The organism is Bifidobacterium sp. ESL0704 (assembly GCF_029392075.1).
Taxonomy (GTDB): domain Bacteria; phylum Actinomycetota; class Actinomycetes; order Actinomycetales; family Bifidobacteriaceae; genus Bifidobacterium.
On sequence record NZ_CP113929.1, the window covers coordinates 1,022,862 to 1,044,773 of the forward strand.

Consider the following 21,912-nt stretch of genomic DNA (forward strand, 5'->3'; position numbering starts at 1 on the left):
CGGATGAGAAGAGAGACGTAGGACACGTCCTACGGTAGGATGAAACGCTTCTGCGACTTGTAGACGATGATTGTCGACCGGTCGTCGGCGTGTACAACAGAAGCGCCGGCGATGAGGTCATTGAATACACCACGAGGTTCGTAGTTCTGCTGCACCTGCCAGCGCAGCGTGCCGGCATCAAAACCGCTTTGGCTCTTGACATCTACTTTTGCCAAGCGCACTCCTTGTGGCAACGCAGCACCAGCGAGAACGCTAACGAGCTCCTGCGCCAGCGCTCCCTTAAAGCCACCGACCTGAGCGTCTACCCGGCGGGCTACTCCGACGCCGTCGTCCGGGAACCCAACGACCGGCCCAGCAAAAGACGCTCACTGGAGATGACATCATCAAAGAAGATCACCTTGCTCCTTCAAGGCATCCGATAGCCTAAACCGATCAACTAGACAACAACGGTGTTGCAATGATTACTAAAATCGCCTAGCTGGTAAATCGTTTTATACTCGTGTGCGTAGTGGGTGGAGGTTTGTTACCGATCTTCTCTACAAAACTATATAAAAAACTGCTTAATTTCAATAACTTCCAATTTGCCATTGTCATTTACATTGGTAGGTGCAGTGATACCCAGTTGAAAGACCATACCAAGTTATTTTTTTATGTTCTTTTTTGGCAATAATAAAATATTCGCTTAGTGGAACATCATATCTGCAAGTAGATTTTTGGGTTATGTGAGGCATAAAAATCATCGCGCCATTTGGATTAAAACCAGTACGCACGGCTCTGTTTATATAAGCTACGTGGTTAATTGATGCGTCGCTATCCCAATCGCCGTAGAGTAAAGATCCCTGAGGCAAATCATAAGCGGTTAATGCAGGTCTTTGTGGATTGTACAACCCAGAATAGTATCGCATATAGCGATAATTGTTTGCAGCACCACCCCATGTGTATGTAGCTTTCCCAAACCCATAATAGCCCCAAGCGTTATCGTTCTTGTAGTCCCAAAGAGAAACGTTGCGCTTTACCTGACCTCCCTCATTGTCATATAAAATCTGAGAAATAAAATTTGCACAATTATTCTTATAGTATGGATACTTCGGATTGAACTTATCTTTAGTATCTCCGTAGTGTTGACCGGTTGTCCAGTTTTTCGCATATTTGCTTGCTTGCACTACAGGAAAGTTCCAATCCGCTCCGGCCATTCTGTTCAGTTCCTGGGATAACGCAGAACCCGCTTTATTGATGTCAGTAGATAGGGGCGAGTCCTTATCGAGATTATTGTCAGTAGGATTTTCTGAGCTTGAATCATCTGACTCGGGAAGTAGATTGTCATCTAAAATATCAATATTGTCATTTTTGGTTGCAAATCTTGGTATTTGAATTTCGTGTAAATCGTCTGAAAGGCTTTGCTGAATATCGTTTGGTGAAGCTGAGGGAGAATCTAGGTAATCGATTGTTGTTGTAAATAAAGAGCGAACAAAAGTTGTATTCGCTGTTCTTTTCACGGATTCGACCTTATAAGTAATCTGAGCTTTCTTTATTGGCATGCCATAGTCAATGTATCCTTTTCGAAGTGGGTCCACTTGTCGTTCCGCAAATTCTCTATCATTATCACTAAATGTAGATAGAGTCTTTGCATCCTGAGTGTATTCTGCAGATAATAAAGTTGTGTATTGATTGAGTCTGTCTCTTTCTGCGGGTTGAAGCGTTTGTGAGCCAGGTGAACTGTTAGCATTTCCTGCATAGCATCCTGATACTATAAGCATAGATATTGTTAATGCTGCTGCTAGAACAATACTTTTATAATGTTTTTTCCGCATTTTGATCTCCTTTGAACAATCTTATTATAACACTTGCAATTAGGGGTATAGGGGCGGTGGGAAACTTTCGCCGCCCCTTGTTTTTATACATTGTCTTTATGAGCGGATTGTCGAGGTTTGAGATACTGGATGGAATCGCCCGATTGTAGGTATGCAGTCCTGAGGCGTTGCGATAATCGAACATATGTACGAATGTCTGGATCTGTTTTCACCGCCCACCAGGGCGTGGTTCGGACATGTGTTTGCCGCACCCACGCATGCCCAGCAAGAGGCGTGGCCGCATATCAAGGACGGCGAAAACGTTCTGGTGGTCGCACCCACCGGCTCCGGCAAGACCTTGGCGGCGTTCCTTTCCGCCATCGATGGGCTGATTGACAGGCAATCCGCTCAGCACACAGAATCTGTCGCCAGGTCCAAGGCGGACAAATCGGATAAGCCAGGCAAAAGAGAGGAATCATCGGATTGTTCCGATAAGTCTGACAAGTCTGACAAACCGACGGGTGGGGCCAAAACGGACAGGTCGGGTCGTCAAGGCAACATGAAAGGTGCGACGAAGCCTGGTGTCAAAGTCCTGTATGTCTCGCCGTTGAAAGCGCTGGGCGCCGATGTCGAGCGAAATCTGCGGGTGCCGTTGGAGGGTATCGCTGCGCAATGTGCTGCTGACGGTATCGACCCGCCTGACATCGATGTGGCCATCCGTTCGGGGGACACCACGGCCAAGGAACGCCGCCGCATCGCCGCGCATCCGCCGGATATCCTGATTACCACTCCCGAGTCGCTGTATCTGCTTCTGACCTCGAAGGCCCGGCGCATCCTCAAAAGCGTCGAGACTGTCATCGTCGACGAAGTACACGCGCTCGCAGCCACCAAGCGCGGGGCGCATCTGGCCGTGAGCCTTGAACGGCTCGACTTGCTGACAGGCCGGAACGTGCAGCGCATCGGTCTTTCGGCGACGGTGAACCCGGCGAAGGAAGCCGCGTTTTTCCTGGGCGGAGACCAGCCAGTCACGATTGTCGACGCCGCCGACCCGGTGCATATGGATCTGAACATCGTCGAACCTGTAGCGGATATGGGGGCGCTGGGAACCGCCTCGGATGACGAGGGTGGATTCCACGTCGGAGGCGTCGGCGGGAAATCTGCAAAGCCGGGTGTAGGCCCTGCAATTCATAGCGATGGCGGCTCTCGCCGTATCAGCGGTGTCACACCCGCCATGCGTGCGTTGGCTGAAGCTCGGAAAGATTGCGCAGGCCGGAACGTGGATATTGATGATGCATCGGGTCATTCGAATTCCTTGGCCAGGCACGGCGACTATTCCTCGCCAACCGCCTCCGCCTCGCATTCCATCTGGCCTGCCGTCGAACGCAGCATCTTGGATGAGATTCTGAGCCATCACAGCACGTTGGTGTTCGTCAATTCTCGAGGGCTGGCCGAAAGACTCACCGCACGCATCAACGACCTGTACGCGCAAACCGAATGCGGCGCCGAAGTCGATAATCGTTCCTACGGAGACGGCAAACATTACGATTCCGTCGTCGGTTCCTCCACGTCTTTGGTCGGTTCGCATTCGAAGTCCGAGACCATCGCCATGGCACACCACGGTTCCGTTTCCAAGGAACGGCGCAAGATCATCGAAGACGATCTGAAGCACGGCCGCCTGCGTTGCGTGGTCGCTACCAGCAGTCTCGAGCTCGGCATCGATATGGGTTCGGTCGACATGGTCATCCAGGTCGCGCCGCCGCTGTCCGTTTCCTCCGGTCTGCAACGCGTCGGCAGGGCTGACCATCGTGTCGGTGGGGTTTCCCATGCGTTGTTCTACCCGCTGACTCGTCAGGAGCTCATTGCTTCCACGGCTACCGTTGAGGGCATGAGGCGTAGCAAGATCGAACCTTTGGCGGTACGTCATAATCCGCTGGACATTCTGGCCCAACAGACGGTCGCCGCAGCGGCGATGGACGACCTGAACACCGACGATTGGTATGCGGCCGTACGTCGCAGCGCCCCGTTCGCCACGCTTTCGCGTGACATGTTCGATTCGGTTGTCGGTATGCTCACCGGCGCCTACAACTCCGAGGAATTCTCGGCGTTCAGACCTCCACTGCAACTCAATGCCGAACAGGGCATCATCTCTGCCCGTCCCGGTTCCCAGCGTCTTGCCGTCACCAGCGGCGGTACCATTCCCGATCGTGGCACCTACACCGTCGTTTTGCCCGAAGCCGATGCCGGTTCGGGGCGCAAGAAGGTAGGAGAGCTGGACGAGGAGATGGTCTACGAATCCCGTGTGGGTGACGTCATCACGCTTGGCACCTCCACCTGGCAGATCGACGAGATCACCAATGACCGTGTCGTGGTCACCCCGGCTCCCGGACGCACCGCGCGACTGCCGTTCTGGCACGGAGAGGGGCCTGGGCGCGACGCGGGATTCGGGGCGTTGCTGGGCGCGTTCGTCCGCGAGATCGGCAATGGGCTGATTCCGGCATCTGCAGCGATTTCAGCTTTGTCTTCGCAATCATCGCAATCTGATGATGACAGCGCCGAGCCTCATTTTGATGGCCCTACCGAGCAACGCCTGCGCGACAATGGTTTGGACGATAACGGCAGAGCCAATCTTGCCCGTCTGCTCGCCGAACAGAAGGCCGCCACCGCCGCATTGCCGACCGACAGGACCCTGGTCATCGAGCGTTGCCAGGACGAGGAAGGCGACTGGCGCGTCATCCTGCACTCGCCATATGGCCGTCGTGTGCATGAGCCGTGGGCGCTCGCCATCACCAACCGGCTCAAGCGCCAATACGGCTTCGACGGGCAGACCTACGCCACCGATGACGGCATCGTGGTGCGTCTGCTCGAGCAGGACAGCCATGTGGGAGCCGCAGAACTGTTCCGGTTCGATGCCGACGAGTTGCTGCGTGACGTCGAGGAGGAGATCGGTGACTCGGTCCTCTTCGCCACCAGATTCCGCGAATGCGCCGCCCGTTCGCTCTACATGCCGAGGATGAACCCCGGCAAGCGCGTGCCGTTGTGGCAGCAGCGCCTGCGTGCCTCCGAGCTCTTGGCCGCGGCCAAGACACAGCACAATTTCCCGTTGATTTTGGAAACCGCCCGCGAATGCTTGCAGGATGTCTACGATTTGCCCGCATTGAAACGGCTGATGACCGATATCGATGACGGCACAATCGAAATCCGCGACGTCGAGATGCAAAGTCCGTCGCCGTTCGCGCAAAACCTCCTATTCGGTTTCGTGGGATCGGTGATGTACGAGTACGATTCACCGCAGGCGGAACGCCGTGCTTCGCTTCTTGCGATGGACCCGGAAGTTCTGGAAGAGCTGCTGGGTAGCGGTCATATCGCCGATGTCCTCGATCCGAAGGCCATCAAACAGGTTGAGGACGAGCTGAGCCACCGGCAGTTCTGGAACGAGCTGGAACCTGATGATGTCAACGGCAGAATGGTGCGGTTTGCCAAAACGCACGGGCCGTTCACCGCCGATGAAGCGGTCAAAGAGCTCGGCTTGGACGCGGCCACGGCTGTCCATGAGCTCGATGGTCTCAAGGCTCGCGGCGTGCTGATGACCGGCGAATTCGTCAAGGATCTGCCCAGTCCGCAATACCTGCATCGTGAGGTCTTCCGTCGTATCCGCTCGCGTTCGCAGACATTGACTCGCAAGTCTCTCAAGCCTGTAGGCGCTGAAACCTATCAATCGTGGCTGCTGGTGCGGCAGGGGATTGGTGCAAAAGCCGACGGTTCCGCTTTTGCACATATACCGCATAATCATCAGACTGCTGTCGATCAAGATGGAATTGACGACAAGGCAGAAGACATTCGGCCGGATTCTCAAGCTGTCTTGCCTTATTTAAGCGGGGCTGACGGCCTGTTGCGCGTCATTGAGCAGTTGGAGGGCATGCCCTTGCCTGCGGCGATGTGGGAATCATCGGTGTTCCCCGTCAGGGTGTCGGACTTCACTCCATCCATGCTGGACGAGCTGCTTTCGGCCGGTGAGATCATTTGGATAGGTTCTAAGGATGAAGGTTCGGCCTCTAATCCGGAATCAGCCACAAAGCCTGGCAGAATCGCGTTCTATCTAGCCGATTCGCCGTTGCTCGCGAATGTTGATAATCATCAGGATTTGCCCAGTCAAGAAGTTGACGAAGACATCAAACGTCGACTTCCGTGGATTCCAGCGGTTGACAAGCATGCTGACGATGGCAGATCCCAATCCGATAGTGTTTCGGCGGATCAGGAAAATTGCGTCAGTGGCGGCATCCTTTCGCTGCTGGCTCTTGGCGGTTCCTATCGTGCGGAACAAGTGGAAGCGCAATGGCGACTTCATGGCGGTGACCAACCTCAGGAGGTCGTGGATCCTCTGACCGGTGAGGTGCGTGTATCCTCACTTGGTGATTCGAGATTCGAACGAGAACTTTGGTCATTGGTGTGGCAGGGCCAGGTCACCAATTCATCGTTTGCTCCGGTTCGTGCCTTGCTGCAAAACCGAAGTAGTGCTCAACCCTCCCGTCATTCGTATGCAAGAGCATCAATGAGCCGTCATCGTCTGTACGGCCGCGCAAGGGTCGAACGGCGTTCGCAATTGCCGGGGACGTTGGCCGGATTGTGGTCGGCTGTACCGAAGTCGCAGGATGTGCGTCCGGAGCAACGTGCCATTGCGCAGGTCGAAACATTGCTCGACCGTTACGGCATCATTGCCCCTCCGCTGATGGATATGGATCCGGGAGACTTAAGTTTTTCGGATATCTATCCGGTTTTGAAACAGATAGAAGCCGCTGGCACGTTGGTGCGCGGCATGTTCGTTCGCGGTCTTTCCGCAGTGCAGTTCGCCGAACGTACCAACATCGACCAATTGCGGCAGTGGAGAGTGCAGGATGCCCCGCTTGCGGTGACGTTGGATGCTGCAGATCCAGCCAGTCTTGCCGGCGGTGCGGTTGCCTGGCCGTCGTTGAACACGTCCCATGATACGGCCGATATCACCAAAAAGGGCAGGGCCGAAACCGATCCAGAGAACGATTCGGTTGCTGTCCAATCTGCTGATGTGGACGCTGCTGAAGCGATAAGAGATTCACCGGAAGATGAAGGGAAACGCGATCCAAGCAAGTCATCGGTTCCGTCGGATGGCACTGTGCCGTCTCCTGCTGTTACTGCGGTCGCGCATAGGCACGGGAAACCGGTACAGCCCCGGCGCTTGGTCGGTTCGACAGTCGTTTTCATCGAAGGCAAGCCGGTGCTTTACGCCATCCCGTCCAGTCATCATCTCCTGTGCTTCGATGCCACTGATTTTGAGCTTCAGCGTGCCATCACACAACTGGCCGATGCCTTGCGCTCGCAGTATGCGTCAGGCCGGTGGCCGGGCAACAGACGCGGCAGCATCACCTTCCGTGATGTCAACGGCGAGCCTTTGACCACTCTGAATCACTACACACAGCTGTTACGCATCGCCGGTTTCACGCCCTCCCCGCAGGGAATGAAACTGTATCGATAGTCAAAGGCGAGAGACCGATACTTCAACGGATGAAATAGAAAAGTCGCCTGGTTGGTGATAATATCGGTTTCATTCTGGTACATGCAACTGGTGGTGTGTGTATCGTAACCGACACCGTGATCTATTAAGGAAGATGATTGTGGTGTCGAAGATTCCGCTTTCTCTTGAAATCATAATTTCTCTTGCAACGGCAAAGCCCGTGTGTCAGGTAACGACGATTCGGCCGTCACCGCCGAGAAAATGATCGGCCGCACACTCAAGGTGGTCGGCGATGACGAGTGAGGATCGCGGCTATTCGTTGCTGATTGCCGTCGTCGTCACCGGGATGACGACCTATATGCTCTATCCGTTGCTGACCGTCCAGTTGCTGAAACTCGGATTCAGCGCCGCCGACGCCGGTCTGATTCTCGGAGTGCTGTCGGGAGTCGGTCCGTTGTGTTCGTCGCTCTGCGGAACGGTGACGTCGAAAATCGGCGCGAAGCCCGTCGCGGTCGCCGGCCTCGCCCTGCGTGCATGCGGATTGGCGGTTTTCGCCACGAACGCCACACTGCCTATGTATCTGTTGTGCTCCGCGGCGGCATCGCTGGGAAGCAGCAGCGCCAGTCTGGCGGTCAAGACTGAGCTGATGCGCCGCGCCACCTCGCGCAGAATGGTGACGTTGCGCTCGATGGCTGTCAATTCCGGTGCGTTGGTGGGCCCGGCGATCGGCGCAGGCCTGTTCGCGTTGCTGGGGTTCAGGCGTCTGGTGTTGGTTTCGATTGCGTTGTATGCGCTCCTTGCGCTGCTGATGATATTACTGAGGTTCAGCCCGCCGGAAGATGAGCAGGCCAATGTCGCGTCAGAAGATGTATCCGCTGGACGCGACGAGCGTGAGCAAGGCTGGAAGAAGCTGTTCAGCCGAGACAGCGCTTTCCCGATTCTGCTGGCATTGACGTTCATCTACTGGACCGTCTACGCGCAGTGGTCGTTGGTCGTGCCGATCGGTTCCTACGCGGGGTTCCACACGCAGACCGCGTCCAACGCGATCTATATGGGCAACGCGGTCTTCATTCTCATACTGCAATATCCCTTGCTCGTCCACGCGCTTGGCAAGGTGAAGGACACCACGATCCTGCTGTTGGGATTCGCGTCGTTTGTTGTCGCGTTCGGCGCGTTGTTGGCCCCGAGCGGTGCGCCGCAGATTGTGGCATTCGCCGTAGCCTTCAGTCTTTCGGAGCTGTTGATCAGCCCGACGCTCGACCTGCTGACAGGCAGGATTCGCGTGGCGGGTTCCATGCTTTCACGTGCCTACGGGTGGACCGGCACGTTTTCCGGCGTCGCGTCGCTGGTTGGTTCGTGGCTCGGCGGATGTCTCATCGACGTGTGCCGTGGTATCTCCGGGGTACCGCTTTTCTGCCTGCCTCTGGTGGCTTGCGCGCTGTTGTTGATTGTCCTGTTCAAGAAGAAGGAGCCTTCGCTATGATGCATTTCTATTTCGTCAACCAACGTGCCGCCGCCGCGGCCTCTGCACTGAAATGCGGCGCGACCGTGACGATGATTACAACCAAAGATAGCCACGAATATGACGCGTTGCTCAGCAACAAACGCTTCGATCTTGATGTGGTCAACGATCCCTATGACGCGCTTGAAGTGGCTCGTTCGCTTTCGGCCAGGGGCGTCAAGCCAGGAAGTGCCTCCAGCGTGTGCATTGGCTTGGGCGACGATTCGTCCGAGGTCGCATCCCTGGTCAATGGGGCGTTGTCGCTTGCCGGCGGACGATGCGCTTCGTATCAGGCGTTGGAAAACATGAGGGACAAATACCGTCTGAGGACATTGGTCGCGATCTCGGCCCCGCAGCTGACGGGTGATTGCGTATTTGCCGCGCAGGAGGGTGAGGTCAGAGCGTTCTTCGCCGATCACCGGCATGGCATCGTGATCAAGCCCCGTGACCAGGCCGGCAGCCGTGGAGTGGTGGCCGTCGAGGATTTACAATCTCTGAAATCGGTGTTGCTCGGGTTGACCTACCCGGTGCTGGTCGAAGAGCGTTTCGTAGGGCATGAATATTCCGTCGAATCGCTGACATGGCGTAAGCAACACACACCGTTGGTGGTGACGGCCAAGACGACCGGCGGCGAGACGGGGTTGGTGGAAACCGAACAGCGCCAGCCTGCCGATATCGGCGATGACGAACGGCTTGCGTTGACGCGTGCCGCAAGTACCGTGCTTGACATTGCGGGGTACGAATACGGGCTTTCCCATATCGAATTCATCGTGCAGGAAGGCATGCCCAAACTGGTCGAGGCGCATGGGCGGGTTGGCGGTGACCGCATATCCGACATGATGCTCTGGTCGACGGGAATGAACGGCTTCGAGCGTCTGGCGCGTGCCTATATCGATGACTTCGTCACAGCCCCGCAGCATACGGGCAGGGGAGCGCAGATAGTGTTCCCTGACTTGTCTGGTTACCGCGGCAACGATGCGCAATGGTTGCGGGAAATGCAGCATCAGACAGGAACGGTGGAAGCGGCGGTTCTTCTGCCGAAGAATGAGCGGGGACCCATCAGGTGCTCATCAGACCGCCATGCATTGGTTCTTTCCGCATTTTCTCTATAGCCATGGTATGAGGTGACGGTGTTGTACGGATGTCCGAAACGCGAATGCGACCGTAAACGGATGAAATCGCCGATTGCGGCCGCGTTGAATGGTTAATCGCTACTTGCTATGCCACGAACTCGATCGGAGCGGGCAGGTCCACGCCCGAGGCGTCACGACGCATGTCGGGCTTTGGCAACTCGACCGGAGCGCCGCCGGAAGTACTGGCGTAGAGGGGATAGGTGCCGATGGCAGCGCAGGTTAGCGTGTTCTGGCCCTTGAGGAAGCGCTGTGAACGTACGCCTCCGGTGCCGCGTCCCTTGGTCGGATACATCTCCAGCGGCGTCACCTTGGCTGCACCTGTTTCGGTGCCGGGCAGGGCCGCGTCATCGCCGGCGACAGTGAGCACGACGGCTCCGGAGGCCGAATACAGCCCGTTTTCGCCCTCGTCGTAGGTCCAGGCGATCTTGCCTGCCGGCACGACGTTGAAGGCGACGACATGCTGCCCCTCGGCCAGTCTGATGCCGTTCATACCGCCTGCGCTACGGCCTTGCGGACGCACCACCTTGGCCTCAAAAGTCAGCAGCGAGGAATCAGAGGAGATGAAGACGATACGGTCATCGTCGGCGGCGGGCGCGGCGAATACGACCGCATCTGCGTCCTTCAGATCGATGACGGGCCAGGAATCCATGGTACTGGGCGATTCGCGGTTCCAGCGCTTGACGATGCCGTTGCGCGTGCCGATCGCCAGCGGGGTAGTGGCGGCGCCGGTGTCGGATGCCTTTGCGGCATCTGCGTTCCCGGGTTCGTCCTTGCCGGAAGCGTCGCCCATGGCGATGGCCGCCACGACGTGCTCGCCGGCAACCGGCTCGGTGCTGGTGGTCATGCCCAGCAGTTCGTCGGCGTTCACCCCGCCGGAAACGCTGAGGTTCTCACTTGCCGGCAGGTTCGGCAGGTCCGCGACATGTGCCAGAACCAAACGTCCCGCAGAGGTAACGAGTCCGTAGCTGGCAAGCGTCGTTGAGGCGAAGATCGAAACGATCTGGTCGTCGTGTGTGCGTTGTCCGTTTGCCTCGCGAGTCTGCCAAAGGTCGACAGCGCTCGAAGACGTGCGGGCGATGAGCCCGGTGGCGCTCAACATGACGGCGCAGGGCTCATCGTCGAGGCGCAACGCGGCGGTGGCTTCCTCTACGTTGCCGGCCTTCTTGGCTTTCTTCGCGGCTTCGACATCCTGTGCTGCCTGGGATACCGTATTCTCCACGCGGATGGCGGCCAGAGCAGAGGAGTCCGGGTTGGCGTTGGCGCCGTCGGCGGAGCTTGAGGAAGCCAGGGAACGCACCGGCGTCAGACTGCCATCCTCGTGACGTTCCAGCAATACGGTGCGGCGCGGATCGCCCCATTTCTCGACGGCCTCGTCCATTTCGGAAACGATGACCTCGTCAAGGCGTTCGCCGGAAGCGAGGATTTCATTGAGACCCGCGATCTGTTTTTTGAGATCATCCTGTTCGGCCTCGAGCTCGATACGGCTCATCTTGGTCAGGCGACGCAGCCGCAGGTCAAGGATGTATTGCGCTTGGATCTCGTCAAGGTCGAAGACGGCTATCAAGCGCGTCTTGGCGGCGTCGGCGTTCTCGGAGGTGCGGATGACCTGGATGACCTCGTCGATGTCGACCATCGCCAGCAGCATGCCTTCGACCAGATGCAGCCGTTCCTGCGCCTTGCGTAGCCGATATTCGCTGCGACGGTGGATGACGTTGCGTCGGTGCTCCACCCACACCTCGAGCATCTCTTTGAGGCCCATGGTGTGCGGCCGGCCGTGGACGAGCGCCACGTTGTTCATGGTGAAGTTGTCTTCCAACGGCGTGTACTTGAACAGTTGGGCGAGTACCGCGTTGGGGTCGAACCCGGTTTTGATCTCGATGACGATGCGTGTGCCGTTGTGCCTGTCGGTCAGGTCGATGGCACCGGAAACGCCTTCGATGTGGTGGTTCTTCACGCCTTCCGAGATACGTTCGAGCACGCGCTCGGGGCCGACCATGAACGGCAGTTCGGTGACGACGATGGCCTTTTTGCGGGCCGTCACGTTTTCGATATGAGTGGCGGAGCGCGTGGTCAGGGTTCCTCGGCCGCTCTCATAGGCCTCGCGGATGCCGTCTCGACCGATGATGATGCCGCCGCCCGGCCAGTCCGGCCCTGGCACATAGTCCATCAGCTGCTCAAGCGTGGCGTCGGGATGCTTCATCAGGTACTTCGCCGCCGCGACCACCTCGCCGAGGTTGTGGGTGGCCATGTTGGTGGCCATGCCCACCGCGATGCCGGAAGCGCCGTTAACCAAGAGATTCGGAATGGCGGCCGGCAGCACGTCCGGTTCCTTGAGCTTGTTGTCGTAGTTGGGGGAGAAATCGACCGTGTCCTCGTCGATGTTCGCGTTCATGCCCAGCGCTGCGGGTGCAAGCCTGGCTTCGGTGTAACGCGAGGCCGCCGGTCCGTCGTCAAGCGAACCGAAATTGCCGTGCCCGTCTACCAGCGGCAGACGCATCGCGAACGGCTGGGCGAGGCGCACCATGGCCTCGTAGATGGAGGAATCGCCGTGCGGGTGCAGCTTGCCCATCACCTCGCCGACGGCGCGTGCGGACTTCATATATGGCTTGTCGGGGGTCAGGTTCATCTGACCCATCTGATAGATGATGCGTCGCTGCACCGGCTTCATGCCGTCGCGCGCGTCAGGCAGTGCACGCGCGTAGATCACCGAGTAGGCATACTCGAGGAACGATTTGCTCATTTCATCGTCGAGTGGTGTTTCGACGATGTTCTCCTTGACCGTGTGCGGGTCATAGGATGGTTTGGCCGTTTTGCGACGTTGAGCCATACTGAAAAGCACCTCTATCTGCTAAAAAACAATCCGTCCCATCATATCGGTTGCCCTCGTCGGGCAGATGCCATGGCTTGACGCACAACGTCGTTGAATCCGTTGGTGGCGAGGAAGCCGTGGTCTGAGTTTATGCAGAAAACGGGCAGGGCCGACGTCGATGGTTCTTTGACATCACCCTGACCATTGAGATTGGAGATCGCGAATGAGCGATTCAAGGCTCAGCCATGAAAAGGATCGCGTAAGCTCAGTGCTGTTCTTCGGGGATCGGTCCCTACATTGGCGTGGATGCTTCCTGTGGTGTGTATTTTGTTGGTTCCGCTCTGTGAATTTCATGGACAACAACCACGAATGACGAGTCGTGGGGGCCGCTGAAAGCTATGGATTCGGCCTTGGGAAAGAGACGGATGGGCAGTGATACCGATCTGACGGTATTGCCCACGCAACCGTCTTCCTTGACTAGGAAACGTTGTTCGCTGCCTTTCTGCAAGGTAACGGAAAATGCGGAAGCGTGATTTGGCTTGCACATATATTCCACGTCGTAAGTATCTGCTGGGTCGTCCGCTTGTTCCACGATGATGCTGCCGTTGCCGACAACCGTGCCGGATCCCAACGATTGGATATCGGTGACGGAGGGATCATCAGTGTAGATTTCGTCCTTCAGGTATTGCTCCAAGGCTGTGACGGTAAAGGAGTGGTAAGCCATACTGGCCGGGTTGTTTTGGCTGGTATCGGTTTCGGTTTGCCGATCAGGCTTTCCGACGCTGTCGGCATTTCCGGAACACGCCATGCATAACGACAGCGCCAGCGCTGATACCAATCCTAAAAATCTTCTGGTACGGGTTATCATCTTGCTCCTCGTCGAGACGTCATCAATAAAAAGCGTGAATCAGCTTCGATCCTCATAAGAAGGCCTTTACAATCTTGAGAGCATTGTCACAGAATCATGGAAGCATGTCAAATCGAACTAATAGCCCCACAGGCAAGGGACGACGAGGAAATTGATGCTTTTCGGCGCGCGGTGATTCAATGGGGGCATGAGTGTTGAAGTAGAGCCGCTCGATGAGCTGCTGAGATTCCGTGATGTCGATTCGTATGCAAGCGATCGCCATATTTCCGCGGTGTTGCCTGCGTTGAGCGCCGTCATCGGCCATCCGCAGCCCACACCCGTCCATCCGGATCCGGAGGCCTCGCGCGTGGCTTTGGGCTTTCCGCGGGCACAGTCGGCCGTCATCGTGCTGGTGGACGGCCTCGGCTTCTGGAACCTGGCGATGCGCGAGGGCCATGCGCCCTACCTGCGTGGACTGATGAACCGGGAAGGCAACAGCGCCCCGATCGCCACCTGCATTCCCAGCACCACGCCAATCGTCATGGGCTCGTTCGGCACGGGCACCTGCCCCGGCATGACCGGCATGACCGGATTCACTCAGCTCAACCAGGAAACGGGGGGAGTGGGACAGCTCATCAGCTTCGCCGGTGCACCTGATCCGGAGGATCTGCAGCGGCAACCTACGGTTTTCGAGCGTCTCGTCGAGGCCGGCGTGCGTGTCACGAGTGTCGGCCTGCCGAAATTCGCCCATTCGGCGTTGACCCGAGCCGCCTTGCGAGGTCCGGACTATCAGGGATCGCAGCATGAAGAGCTTCGTGTGCGTGCCGCGATCAAAGCCGCCGCCAAGCCCGGGATTACGTATTACTACGTCGATGACGTCGACAAGGCCGGCCATCATTACGGCCCGTTCAGCGAGCAATGGGCGAGTGCACTTGAAAATGTGGATGGGCAGTTGCAGGCGTTGAGGCGTGGGCTGAAGCCCGGGACCCTGATGGTCGTCGTCGCCGATCACGGGATGGTGGAAGCCGATTTCGGCAACCAGATCGATATCGCAGACCGGGAGAGCCTGACGCGTGACGTCGCGTTGGTCGCGGGAGAACCCCGGATGACGATGCTCTATGCGCGGCCAGATGCGGATATCGAGGCCATGGCCATGCGTTGGCGTGAGGAGTTGGCCGAGCATGCGCGAATTTTCACGCGCGTTGAAGCCATCGAACACGGTCTGTACGGCAGCGTCGAGGAACGTGTGCAGCCGTTGATCGGCGATGTGGTTGTCTGTGCCGCAGGCAACACGACGATTGTCGATTCACGAACGCAGAGCGAAGGATCGATGGGACTGAAGGGCGTTCACGGCTCATTGACGCGTCTCGAACGCGAGATCCCTTGTCTGATCGATGTGGCGTGATCGGCTGATTGGATGACGGGCGTTGAACGGGCCGTCCGGAAATCATTCCCCGAACAGGATCTCATCCCAGCTCGGCACCGCGGATCGACCTGATTTGCGCCTGCCGTGCCTGCGGCCGTCATGGGCTTGCTCGGTGCCGGCAGGTTGGGCATCTGCCTGACCGTCGGCGTTTCGTGAAATATCGGAATCGTCGTCGCTTCCTGCTGGCGCCGCGGGCTGATCGCCGAACGGTGTGAATACCTGCTGCTGTGTCGCAGGCGTGCGATCGGGGAGAGACAACGACAAAGAATCGGCCGGTGCGGTTGTCTCCACCGGTGAATCCGGGATTTGCCCGTTCGCGGAAGCTGGTTGGGTTTGGTTGATGCTCGGTGCCGGATAGGGCAGGGAGAAGGAACCGGTGGTGTCTGATTCCTTTCGATCGGCGTCGCCATGGTCCGTGTTCGTCACGTCAGGGGAGTCCGAGGTCGCAATTGCGTCATTGTCCTGTTCCTGCATGGCGGCCACGGTGCTGGCGATTCGGGCAGAACGCACGGAATTACCCGGCAAAGCCGGATTCGTCCTGAACGTCGAAGCGGCTACCGCCTGGTCTTCAGGGTTTTGTGCCGAGGTCTGATCGTCTGGTGCGGCTATTCCATTCGCGTGTTCCTGCAATTGGCCGGAGCCTTGGCTTGGCACATGCGCATCGGGCATCCTGCCGTCGGTCTGGTCGGATTGCCGTGTGGAGTCCGTTTCGCCGAGCAGTATCTGTGCTGCCGCATTCTGGCATTCGACTGTGTTGTCGTGCATGTTCCATGCCCATTCGGCACGTATGCGATTGCGCTGGGTGCTGAATGTCGCCGTAATGAGCCAAGGTTCCCTTCCTCGGCGTGTCGCGCCCCACTTGACGGATTCCATTCCGATACGAGCGGCCGCGAGCGTGCGTGCGATGAGGTCTTCGATTGAGTGGACCCTGCTCCCTTTCGGTGCCGAGACCGCGAGGAACTGTTCGATGGCGTATTGCTTTTCCGTTTCGACCGCAGCCGAAAAACGTCGTACCAAAGCCTGGCTCAGACCGTATTTCTCAGCTACTTTTTCGGGTTGCGCGCCAGCGCGGATGAGTGCCTGAATGCTTGATATCGGTAGGGTTTGAGCCAGTCCTGGGCTGTTGACCTCGTCGGCTTCGCTCATAATCTGACGTGCCTCGAGAATGGCGCGTTCCAGTGTATCGTTCACCGGTATCCGGAACTTCAATCCCTTCGATACGAACACCAGCTCGCCGTCCTCGTCGACATGGTCGAACCGAGCATCCGCAACTGAACTGATTGACATGCGAGCACCACTTTCCTACAACAATAAAACTACAAGAATTTTACTTTATTCCATTATGTCCCTCGTGTCGTACTTTACGAATTTGCTAAATCGTGTATCCTTTTGCCCGTAAAAGACATTTTGATATGAACGCCATCGGTATTGCTACCGAGAACCCAAAGAAAGGAACGCGAGATGGCTCAGGATTATGATTCCCCCCGCAACAAGGACGAGGACGAGGAATCCCTTCAGGCGTTGAGCAAAAGCAGCAGGGAGAGCGCAGAGGACATCGACGACGACGAGAACGCCATCGCCGAGGACTACGAGCTGCCCGGTGCGGACTTAAGCAACGAGGACTCCTCGGTGACCGTCATCCCCATGCAGGGTGACGAGTTCATCTGCTCGGAGTGCTTCCTCGTCAAGCATCGCAGTCAGCTTGACCATATGGGCGCCAACGGCCCGGTCTGCAAGGAGTGTGCCGCCTGATGGCCTATGCCGAAAGCTACAACGAACCGGAAAACGTCGAAGTCCTCTTGAAGACCGATGCCGACGGGAACGTGCCTGCCTTGCGGTATGCCCATGCGGGCGACGCCGGTGCCGATCTGACCTGTACGCGCGACGTCGAGCTCAAGCCGTTCGAACGCGCCTTGGTGCCTACGGGCGTCTCGATCGCGCTTCCCAACGGCTACGTCGGTCTCGTCCATCCGCGCTCCGGGTTGGCGATCAAGTCGGGCGTGACGGTTTTGAACGCTCCCGGCACCATCGATGCGGGGTACCGCGGCGAGATCAAGGTGCCGCTGATCAACCTCGACCCGGAACACACCGTGATTCTGCATGCGGGCGACCGCATCGCGCAGCTGGTCATCCAACGTTACGTTGAAGCCCGATTCGTACCTGCGACGACACTGCCCGGCAGCGATCGGGCCGAGCGCGGGTTCGGCTCCACCGGGATGGCGAGCAGATAGCGGCGCTCCGTCCTGCAATCAGATAGAATGAAGCCAGAGAAAAGGTGATGGGAGCGGGCATGGCAGATACGGTTTCGGACAACAATTCGGCGAGGATGCTGGGCTGCGAGATCAGCACGGATCCGCTTGACCCGTTGCAGCCCATTGTGCGTGCCTGCCGTGCCCACCATCCTGACGCCGACCTTTCCGTTCTCGAGCGCGCTTACCGCAGGGCCGTGTGGCAGCACCGTGCCCAGCGTCGTCGTTCCGGCGAGCCTTATATCATCCATCCCTTGGCCGTCGCCCAGATTCTGGCCGATCTCGGCATGGGGTCGTTGGTGGTGGCTGCAGGGCTGTTGCATGACACCGTCGAAGACACCGATTACACGCTTGAGCAATGCCGTGAGGAATTCGGCGATACCGTCACCGGTCTGGTCGACGGGGTCACGAAGCTGACCCGCATGGAGGTCGGCGATTCGGCCCAGGCCGAGACCATCCGCAAGATGGTGGTGGCCATGAGCCGCGACGTGCGTGTGCTCGTCGTGAAATTGGCCGACCGCCTGCACAACGCGCGTACCTGGCGTTACGTCAAGCCTTCCAACGCCCAACGCAAGGCCCGGGAGACCCTTGACGTCTACGCGCCCCTTGCCAACAGGCTCGGCATGAACGCCATCAAGACGGAACTCGAGGAACTGAGCTTCAAAGTTCTTTATCCCAAGATCTACAACGAAATCGTCGTGCTCGTCAACCGCCGTGCCGGGCAGCGCGACGTCTATTTGAAGCAGATCATCAGCGAGATCAACGAAGACCTTGCCGACCAGCATATCAAGGCCACCGTCACCGGCCGGCCGAAGGACTACTTCTCGATCTATCAGAAGATGATCGTGCGAGGCCACGATTTCTCCAACATCTACGATCTTGTAGGCGTACGCATCATCGTCGACACCATACAGGACTGCTATGCGGTCCTTGGCGCTGTCCACGCCCGCTGGAGCCCGATTCCCGGCAGGTTCAAGGACTACATCGCCATGCCGAAGATGAACATGTACCAGAGCCTGCACACCACGGTGGTCGGTCCCGGCGGCAAACCCGTCGAAATCCAGATTCGCACCTGGGACATGCACCGGCGCAGCGAATTCGGCATCGCCGCCCACTGGAAATACAAGGAGAACGGTCAGGCCGGCCGCAAGCTGAGCGAACCGGACAAGGGCGACCGCAAGCGCGAAAACGAAGAGAACCAGGACCTGAGCGAGGCCGACAACCTCAAATGGATCCAACAACTGGCCGACTGGACCAGCGAGACGCCGGACTCCGACGAGTTTCTCGGTTCCCTGAAAGAGGATCTGGGCAGTGCCGAGGTCTACGTATTCACGCCGAAAGGCAAGATCATCTCGCTGCCGGCCCACGCCACGCCTATCGATTTCGCCTACGCCGTGCACACCGAGGTCGGCCATCGCACCATGGGCGCGCGCGTCAACGGCCGTCTCGTCCCGCTCGACACCGTGCTCGAGAGCGGAGACACCGTCGAGATCCTGACTTCTAAGTCCGAGACCGCCGGACCTTCGCGCGACTGGCTGAGCTTCGTAAAAAGCCCGAAGGCCCGCAACAAGATCCGCCAGTGGTTCAGCAAGGAACGGCGCAGCGAGGCCATCGACGAAGGCCGCGACGAGCTCACCCGAGCCATGCGCAAGCGCAACCTGCCGGTCTCGAACCTTCTGACGCCCCAGGCATTGGTCGGAGTGGCCGACGAACTGAACTTCGACAACGCCGACGCCGTATTCGCCGCCATCGGCGACGGACAGGTCTCCACGCAGAACGTCATCTCTCGACTGGTCAAGGACGCAGGCCGTGACGAGGTCGAAGAGGATGTCGAACAGGAGGCGCTGCCGCTCAAGCATACCGGGCGCCGTCGTGACACCAACAAGCTCGGAATCTCGGTCAAGGGCGTGGAAGGGGTGTGGGTCAAGTTGGCCCGATGCTGCACCCCGGTCCCGGGCGACAAGATCGTCGGCTTCATCACCAAGAACGAGGGCGTTTCGGTGCATCGTGCCGATTGCCAGAACATGCTGAACCTCGAAAGTCAGCAGCCCGATCGGGTGGTCGAGGTTGCCTGGACCAGCGCCAAGGGCCTGTTCATGGTCAAGATCCAGGTGGAGGCGCTCGACCGCCCGCACCTGTTGACCGACGTCACCCAAGTGCTTTCCGACCACGGCGTCAACATCATCAGCGCCACCGTCGCCACCGGCTCCGACCGTGTGGCCACCAGCCAGTTCTCCTTCGAAATGGCCGATCCGCAGCACATGAACACGCTCTTAAGCGCCGTGCGCAAGATCGACGGCGTCTTCGATGTCTACCGCCTTACCGGTGCCAAGGATTCCGCCGTTCCGCACATGCGCAAGATGTAAGGGGCTGTTTGCCTTTTATGTTTGCCTTTTGCTGTCTTGCTTTCAGATCCCCGCAAGTGTGATTATCTCCGTGTACATGGCTAATATGCAGAGATAATCACAAAAAATGCCGCAAAATCGTGATTATCTTTGCATAGAAACCGCAGATGCAGAGATAATCACGAAAATTGGTCTAAAAGTGTGTTTTTCTCTGTACGCGCGCTCCGCATTACGTGATCGATAGTGAACTCGGATGAAAAAGGGCGGTGCACAGGAAGGTATGAATGCGAAATGCCACGCTGCTTTTGCTGGCGTGGCATTTTATGGGTTCAACGGATGACGGCGACTCTACTTCACGATTTCGACCGAAACAATGCCGGCCGGCTCCAGAGGCATGTCGTTGCCGTCAGTGGGCAGGTTCTGCAGGCGGTCGACCACGGACTTGCCGGCCTCATCCGCCACCTCGCCGAAAATCGTGTGATGCTTGTCGAGCCACGGGCAGGGCACGGTGGTGATGAAGAACTGCGAGCCGTTGGTGCCATGCTGTCGGCCGTCGCGTCCGCGGCGCAGTCCGGCGTTGGCCATGGCCAACTTGTAAGGCTGGCTGAAGTCGAGGTCGTCGGCGAACTCGTCGTCGAACTCGTAGCCCGGGCCGCCGGTGCCGTTGCCCAGCGGGCAGCCGCCTTGGATCATGAAGTCCTTGATGATGCGGTGGAAGGTGAGTCCGTCGTAGAAGGGCTTGTTCGACTTCTCGCCGGTGGCGGGATCGGTCCATTCCTTTTCGCCGGTGGCCAGCCCGATGAAGTTCTTGACGGTTTTCGGCGCTTTGTCGTCGAAGAGGTTCAGGGCGATGTCGCCCTCTGTGGTATGCATGATTACATTTGTCATAAGTTTTATTTTCCCACCGATTGAGGACTTGAAGGACGAAGAGGCCGGCAGGCTAAGGGTCCTGTGGGTCGTGCGCCGTGTGATATAAGTCTCTGTCGTTGAGAAGAATGGGACGCTGAAAATATTGTCATTGCGCAGTTATTGTTCGCGTCATTACCAGAATCTATAAGGCTTTTGCCTGTCAAGCTCGTGTCTGAAGACGATGTTCGGGTATGGTTGCAACAGAGATTCACTACAAGGGGAGCATATGACGTCATCCGATATTCATCAGCACGACGATTCCTCGGACATCGCCGCGTTGCTTGCCGATTTCCAACGTACGGATGAGGTGGTCAGAGTCAACCACACCCCGCGCAACATCATCATAGCCGTGGTGGTCGCGGTCTTGGTCGTCGGCATCGCGTTCTTCGGCCATCAAGGTTTCGTAATGGGCCAGGCCGGTCAGGCCAAGGGGTCGCCGTCGAACCCGGTCAAGATCGGCGTGGTCGGTGTCACCAACCCGGAATGGCCGATCTTCAAGTCCGAAGCGCAGAAGCAGGGCATCTATGTCGACCTGGTCGATTTCCAGGACTACACTTCCGAGAACCCGGCCCTTGATGCCGGCAATCTCGATCTGAACGAGTTCCAGCACATCCTCTACCTTGCCAACTACGACATGAAGAACCACAAGGACCTGCAACCCATCGGCGGGGTCGCGGTCTACCCGTTGGGCATCTATTCGAGCAAATACAAGGACATCAAGGACATCCCGGCGGGAACCACCGTCCCGGTGCCGAACGACGAGACCAACCAGGCCCGCGCCCTGGGCGTCCTCAAGTCCGCCGGCCTCATCAAGCTCAAGCACCGCTGGACGGCGTTCACTACGCCTGCCGATATCGACTCTGTCGCCTCGAAGGTGAAGGTGACGCCGCTCAAGGCCGAGCAGGTCGCCAATTCGTTGAAGGATCCGCAGGTCTCCGCCGGTGTGGTCAACAACGACTATGTCAAGGACGCGGGGCTCAAGGCCACCGACGCGATTTATCAGGATGACGCCGAAAGCAAGGAGGCCCGCCCCTATATCAACATCTTCGCCTCCCGCGCCGCCGACGTGAGCAACCCCACCTACCTCAAGCTGATCAAGATCTTCCATTCCAAGAAGGTCTCGGCTGGGGTCATGAAGAAGTCCGACGGCAGCGCGTCGTTGGCCGGCAAGTACAGCACCGCCGACCTGCAGGGCTTCCTGAAGGATATCGAAAAGGATGCCGCGGATGCCAAGTGACGTATATCGGCGACGTTGTTCGGCCGGATGGGGAGGCTTGATGGCATCGGCGGTTGCGGCGGCCGAGAAACGTCTGGAGTTGCCGGACAACCGCAATCAGCCGTGACGGCATCGGTATGCCTGTTAGTATTGGCGGGCATGCCGGCAGACGGTGAATAGGATTTGAGCGGGCTTGGACAGA

Annotated in this window: 13 protein-coding genes and 1 pseudogene; 8 read left to right on the top strand and 6 right to left on the bottom strand. The window is 57.9% G+C overall.

The window, feature by feature from the left end:
- Positions 1-29: 29 nt before the first annotated feature.
- Both OZX64_RS03510 and OZX64_RS03515 read right to left on the bottom strand, forming a co-directional pair.
- Positions 30-215, bottom strand: a complete 186-nt coding sequence (locus tag OZX64_RS03510) for a hypothetical protein (RefSeq protein WP_277174816.1) — start codon at positions 213-215, stop codon at positions 30-32.
- A 375-nt stretch (positions 216-590) separates the two neighbouring features.
- Complete coding sequence (locus tag OZX64_RS03515; protein ID WP_277174817.1) at positions 591-1,811, bottom strand: amidase domain-containing protein; 1,221 nt, start codon at positions 1,809-1,811, stop codon at positions 591-593.
- Positions 1,812-1,995: 184 nt separating this feature from the next.
- Between OZX64_RS03515 and OZX64_RS03520 the strand changes: the two are divergent.
- The 3 genes and pseudogenes from OZX64_RS03520 to OZX64_RS03530 form a co-directional block, all read left to right on the top strand.
- A pseudogene (locus tag OZX64_RS03520) lies at positions 1,996-5,535 on the top strand (DEAD/DEAH box helicase); the annotation flags it as partial.
- Between the two features lie 2,032 nt (positions 5,536-7,567).
- Positions 7,568-8,758, top strand: coding sequence for an MFS transporter (locus tag OZX64_RS03525; protein ID WP_277174819.1), 1,191 nt, complete (start codon positions 7,568-7,570; stop codon positions 8,756-8,758).
- Positions 8,755-9,888 (top strand): ATP-grasp domain-containing protein, encoded by a 1,134-nt coding sequence (locus OZX64_RS03530; RefSeq protein WP_277174820.1) that lies wholly within the window; start codon positions 8,755-8,757, stop codon positions 9,886-9,888. The genes OZX64_RS03525 and OZX64_RS03530 overlap by 4 nt, the downstream gene beginning before the upstream one ends.
- A 106-nt stretch (positions 9,889-9,994) precedes the next feature.
- On the opposite strand, the gene OZX64_RS03535 is transcribed toward OZX64_RS03530, so the two are convergent.
- Together OZX64_RS03535 and OZX64_RS03540 are read right to left on the bottom strand one after the other, a co-directional pair.
- Positions 9,995-12,736 carry a DNA topoisomerase IV subunit A gene (locus OZX64_RS03535; protein WP_277174821.1) on the bottom strand — a complete coding sequence of 914 codons (2,742 nt, stop codon included), beginning with the start codon at positions 12,734-12,736 and terminating at the stop codon, positions 9,995-9,997.
- Positions 12,737-13,010: 274 nt separating this feature from the next.
- Complete coding sequence (locus tag OZX64_RS03540; protein WP_277174822.1) at positions 13,011-13,586, bottom strand: hypothetical protein; 576 nt, start codon at positions 13,584-13,586, stop codon at positions 13,011-13,013.
- Positions 13,587-13,773: 187 nt separating this feature from the next.
- Between OZX64_RS03540 and OZX64_RS03545 the strand changes: the two genes are divergently transcribed.
- Positions 13,774-14,970: a nucleotide pyrophosphatase/phosphodiesterase family protein gene (locus OZX64_RS03545; protein WP_277174823.1), complete on the top strand. Its 1,197-nt coding sequence runs from the start codon at positions 13,774-13,776 to the stop codon at positions 14,968-14,970.
- A gap of 42 nt (positions 14,971-15,012) precedes the next feature.
- Here OZX64_RS03545 and sepH read toward each other — a convergent pair whose 3' ends face one another.
- Positions 15,013-16,278: a septation protein SepH gene (gene sepH / locus OZX64_RS03550; protein ID WP_277174824.1), complete on the bottom strand. Its 1,266-nt coding sequence runs from the start codon at positions 16,276-16,278 to the stop codon at positions 15,013-15,015.
- Positions 16,279-16,452: 174 nt separating this feature from the next.
- Here sepH and OZX64_RS03555 point away from each other — a divergent pair, with 174 nt between their 5' ends.
- Genes OZX64_RS03555 through OZX64_RS03565 form a run of 3 tightly spaced genes read left to right on the top strand, consistent with a single transcriptional unit; the run spans position 16,453 to position 19,606 of the window.
- Positions 16,453-16,743: a DUF4193 domain-containing protein gene (locus OZX64_RS03555; protein WP_277156046.1), complete on the top strand. Its 291-nt coding sequence runs from the start codon at positions 16,453-16,455 to the stop codon at positions 16,741-16,743.
- Positions 16,743-17,222: a dUTP diphosphatase gene (gene dut, locus OZX64_RS03560; RefSeq protein WP_277174825.1), complete on the top strand. Its 480-nt coding sequence runs from the start codon at positions 16,743-16,745 to the stop codon at positions 17,220-17,222. The genes OZX64_RS03555 and dut overlap by 1 nt, the downstream gene beginning before the upstream one ends.
- A gap of 59 nt (positions 17,223-17,281) precedes the next feature.
- Positions 17,282-19,606 carry a bifunctional (p)ppGpp synthetase/guanosine-3',5'-bis(diphosphate) 3'-pyrophosphohydrolase gene (locus tag OZX64_RS03565; RefSeq protein ID WP_277174826.1) on the top strand — a complete coding sequence of 775 codons (2,325 nt, stop codon included), beginning with the start codon at positions 17,282-17,284 and terminating at the stop codon, positions 19,604-19,606.
- Between the two features lie 327 nt (positions 19,607-19,933).
- Here the strand turns inward: OZX64_RS03565 and OZX64_RS03570 are convergent, their stop codons facing one another.
- Positions 19,934-20,473: a peptidylprolyl isomerase gene (locus OZX64_RS03570; RefSeq protein WP_277156043.1), complete on the bottom strand. Its 540-nt coding sequence runs from the start codon at positions 20,471-20,473 to the stop codon at positions 19,934-19,936.
- A gap of 247 nt (positions 20,474-20,720) precedes the next feature.
- On the opposite strand from OZX64_RS03570, the gene OZX64_RS03575 reads away from it, so the two are divergent.
- Positions 20,721-21,731, top strand: coding sequence for a MetQ/NlpA family ABC transporter substrate-binding protein (locus OZX64_RS03575; protein ID WP_277174827.1), 1,011 nt, complete (start codon positions 20,721-20,723; stop codon positions 21,729-21,731).
- Positions 21,732-21,912 lie beyond the last annotated feature (181 nt).

What these genes read in the sequence shown, in the direction of transcription:
- OZX64_RS03515 (WP_277174817.1), bottom strand. Translation starts at nt 1,811, where the DNA reads ATGCGGAAAAAACATTATAAAAGTATTGTTCTAGCAGCAGCATTAACA.
- OZX64_RS03525 (WP_277174819.1), top strand. Translation starts at nt 7,568, where the DNA reads ATGACGAGTGAGGATCGCGGCTATTCGTTGCTGATTGCCGTCGTCGTC.
- OZX64_RS03530 (WP_277174820.1), top strand. Translation starts at nt 8,755, where the DNA reads ATGATGCATTTCTATTTCGTCAACCAACGTGCCGCCGCCGCGGCCTCT.
- OZX64_RS03535 (WP_277174821.1), bottom strand. Translation starts at nt 12,736, where the DNA reads ATGGCTCAACGTCGCAAAACGGCCAAACCATCCTATGACCCGCACACG.
- OZX64_RS03540 (WP_277174822.1), bottom strand. Translation starts at nt 13,586, where the DNA reads ATGATAACCCGTACCAGAAGATTTTTAGGATTGGTATCAGCGCTGGCG.
- OZX64_RS03545 (WP_277174823.1), top strand. Translation starts at nt 13,774, where the DNA reads ATGAGTGTTGAAGTAGAGCCGCTCGATGAGCTGCTGAGATTCCGTGAT.
- sepH (WP_277174824.1), bottom strand. Translation starts at nt 16,278, where the DNA reads ATGTCAATCAGTTCAGTTGCGGATGCTCGGTTCGACCATGTCGACGAG.
- OZX64_RS03555 (WP_277156046.1), top strand. Translation starts at nt 16,453, where the DNA reads ATGGCTCAGGATTATGATTCCCCCCGCAACAAGGACGAGGACGAGGAA.
- dut (WP_277174825.1), top strand. Translation starts at nt 16,743, where the DNA reads ATGGCCTATGCCGAAAGCTACAACGAACCGGAAAACGTCGAAGTCCTC.
- OZX64_RS03565 (WP_277174826.1), top strand. Translation starts at nt 17,282, where the DNA reads ATGGCAGATACGGTTTCGGACAACAATTCGGCGAGGATGCTGGGCTGC.
- OZX64_RS03570 (WP_277156043.1), bottom strand. Translation starts at nt 20,473, where the DNA reads ATGACAAATGTAATCATGCATACCACAGAGGGCGACATCGCCCTGAAC.
- OZX64_RS03575 (WP_277174827.1), top strand. Translation starts at nt 20,721, where the DNA reads ATGACGTCATCCGATATTCATCAGCACGACGATTCCTCGGACATCGCC.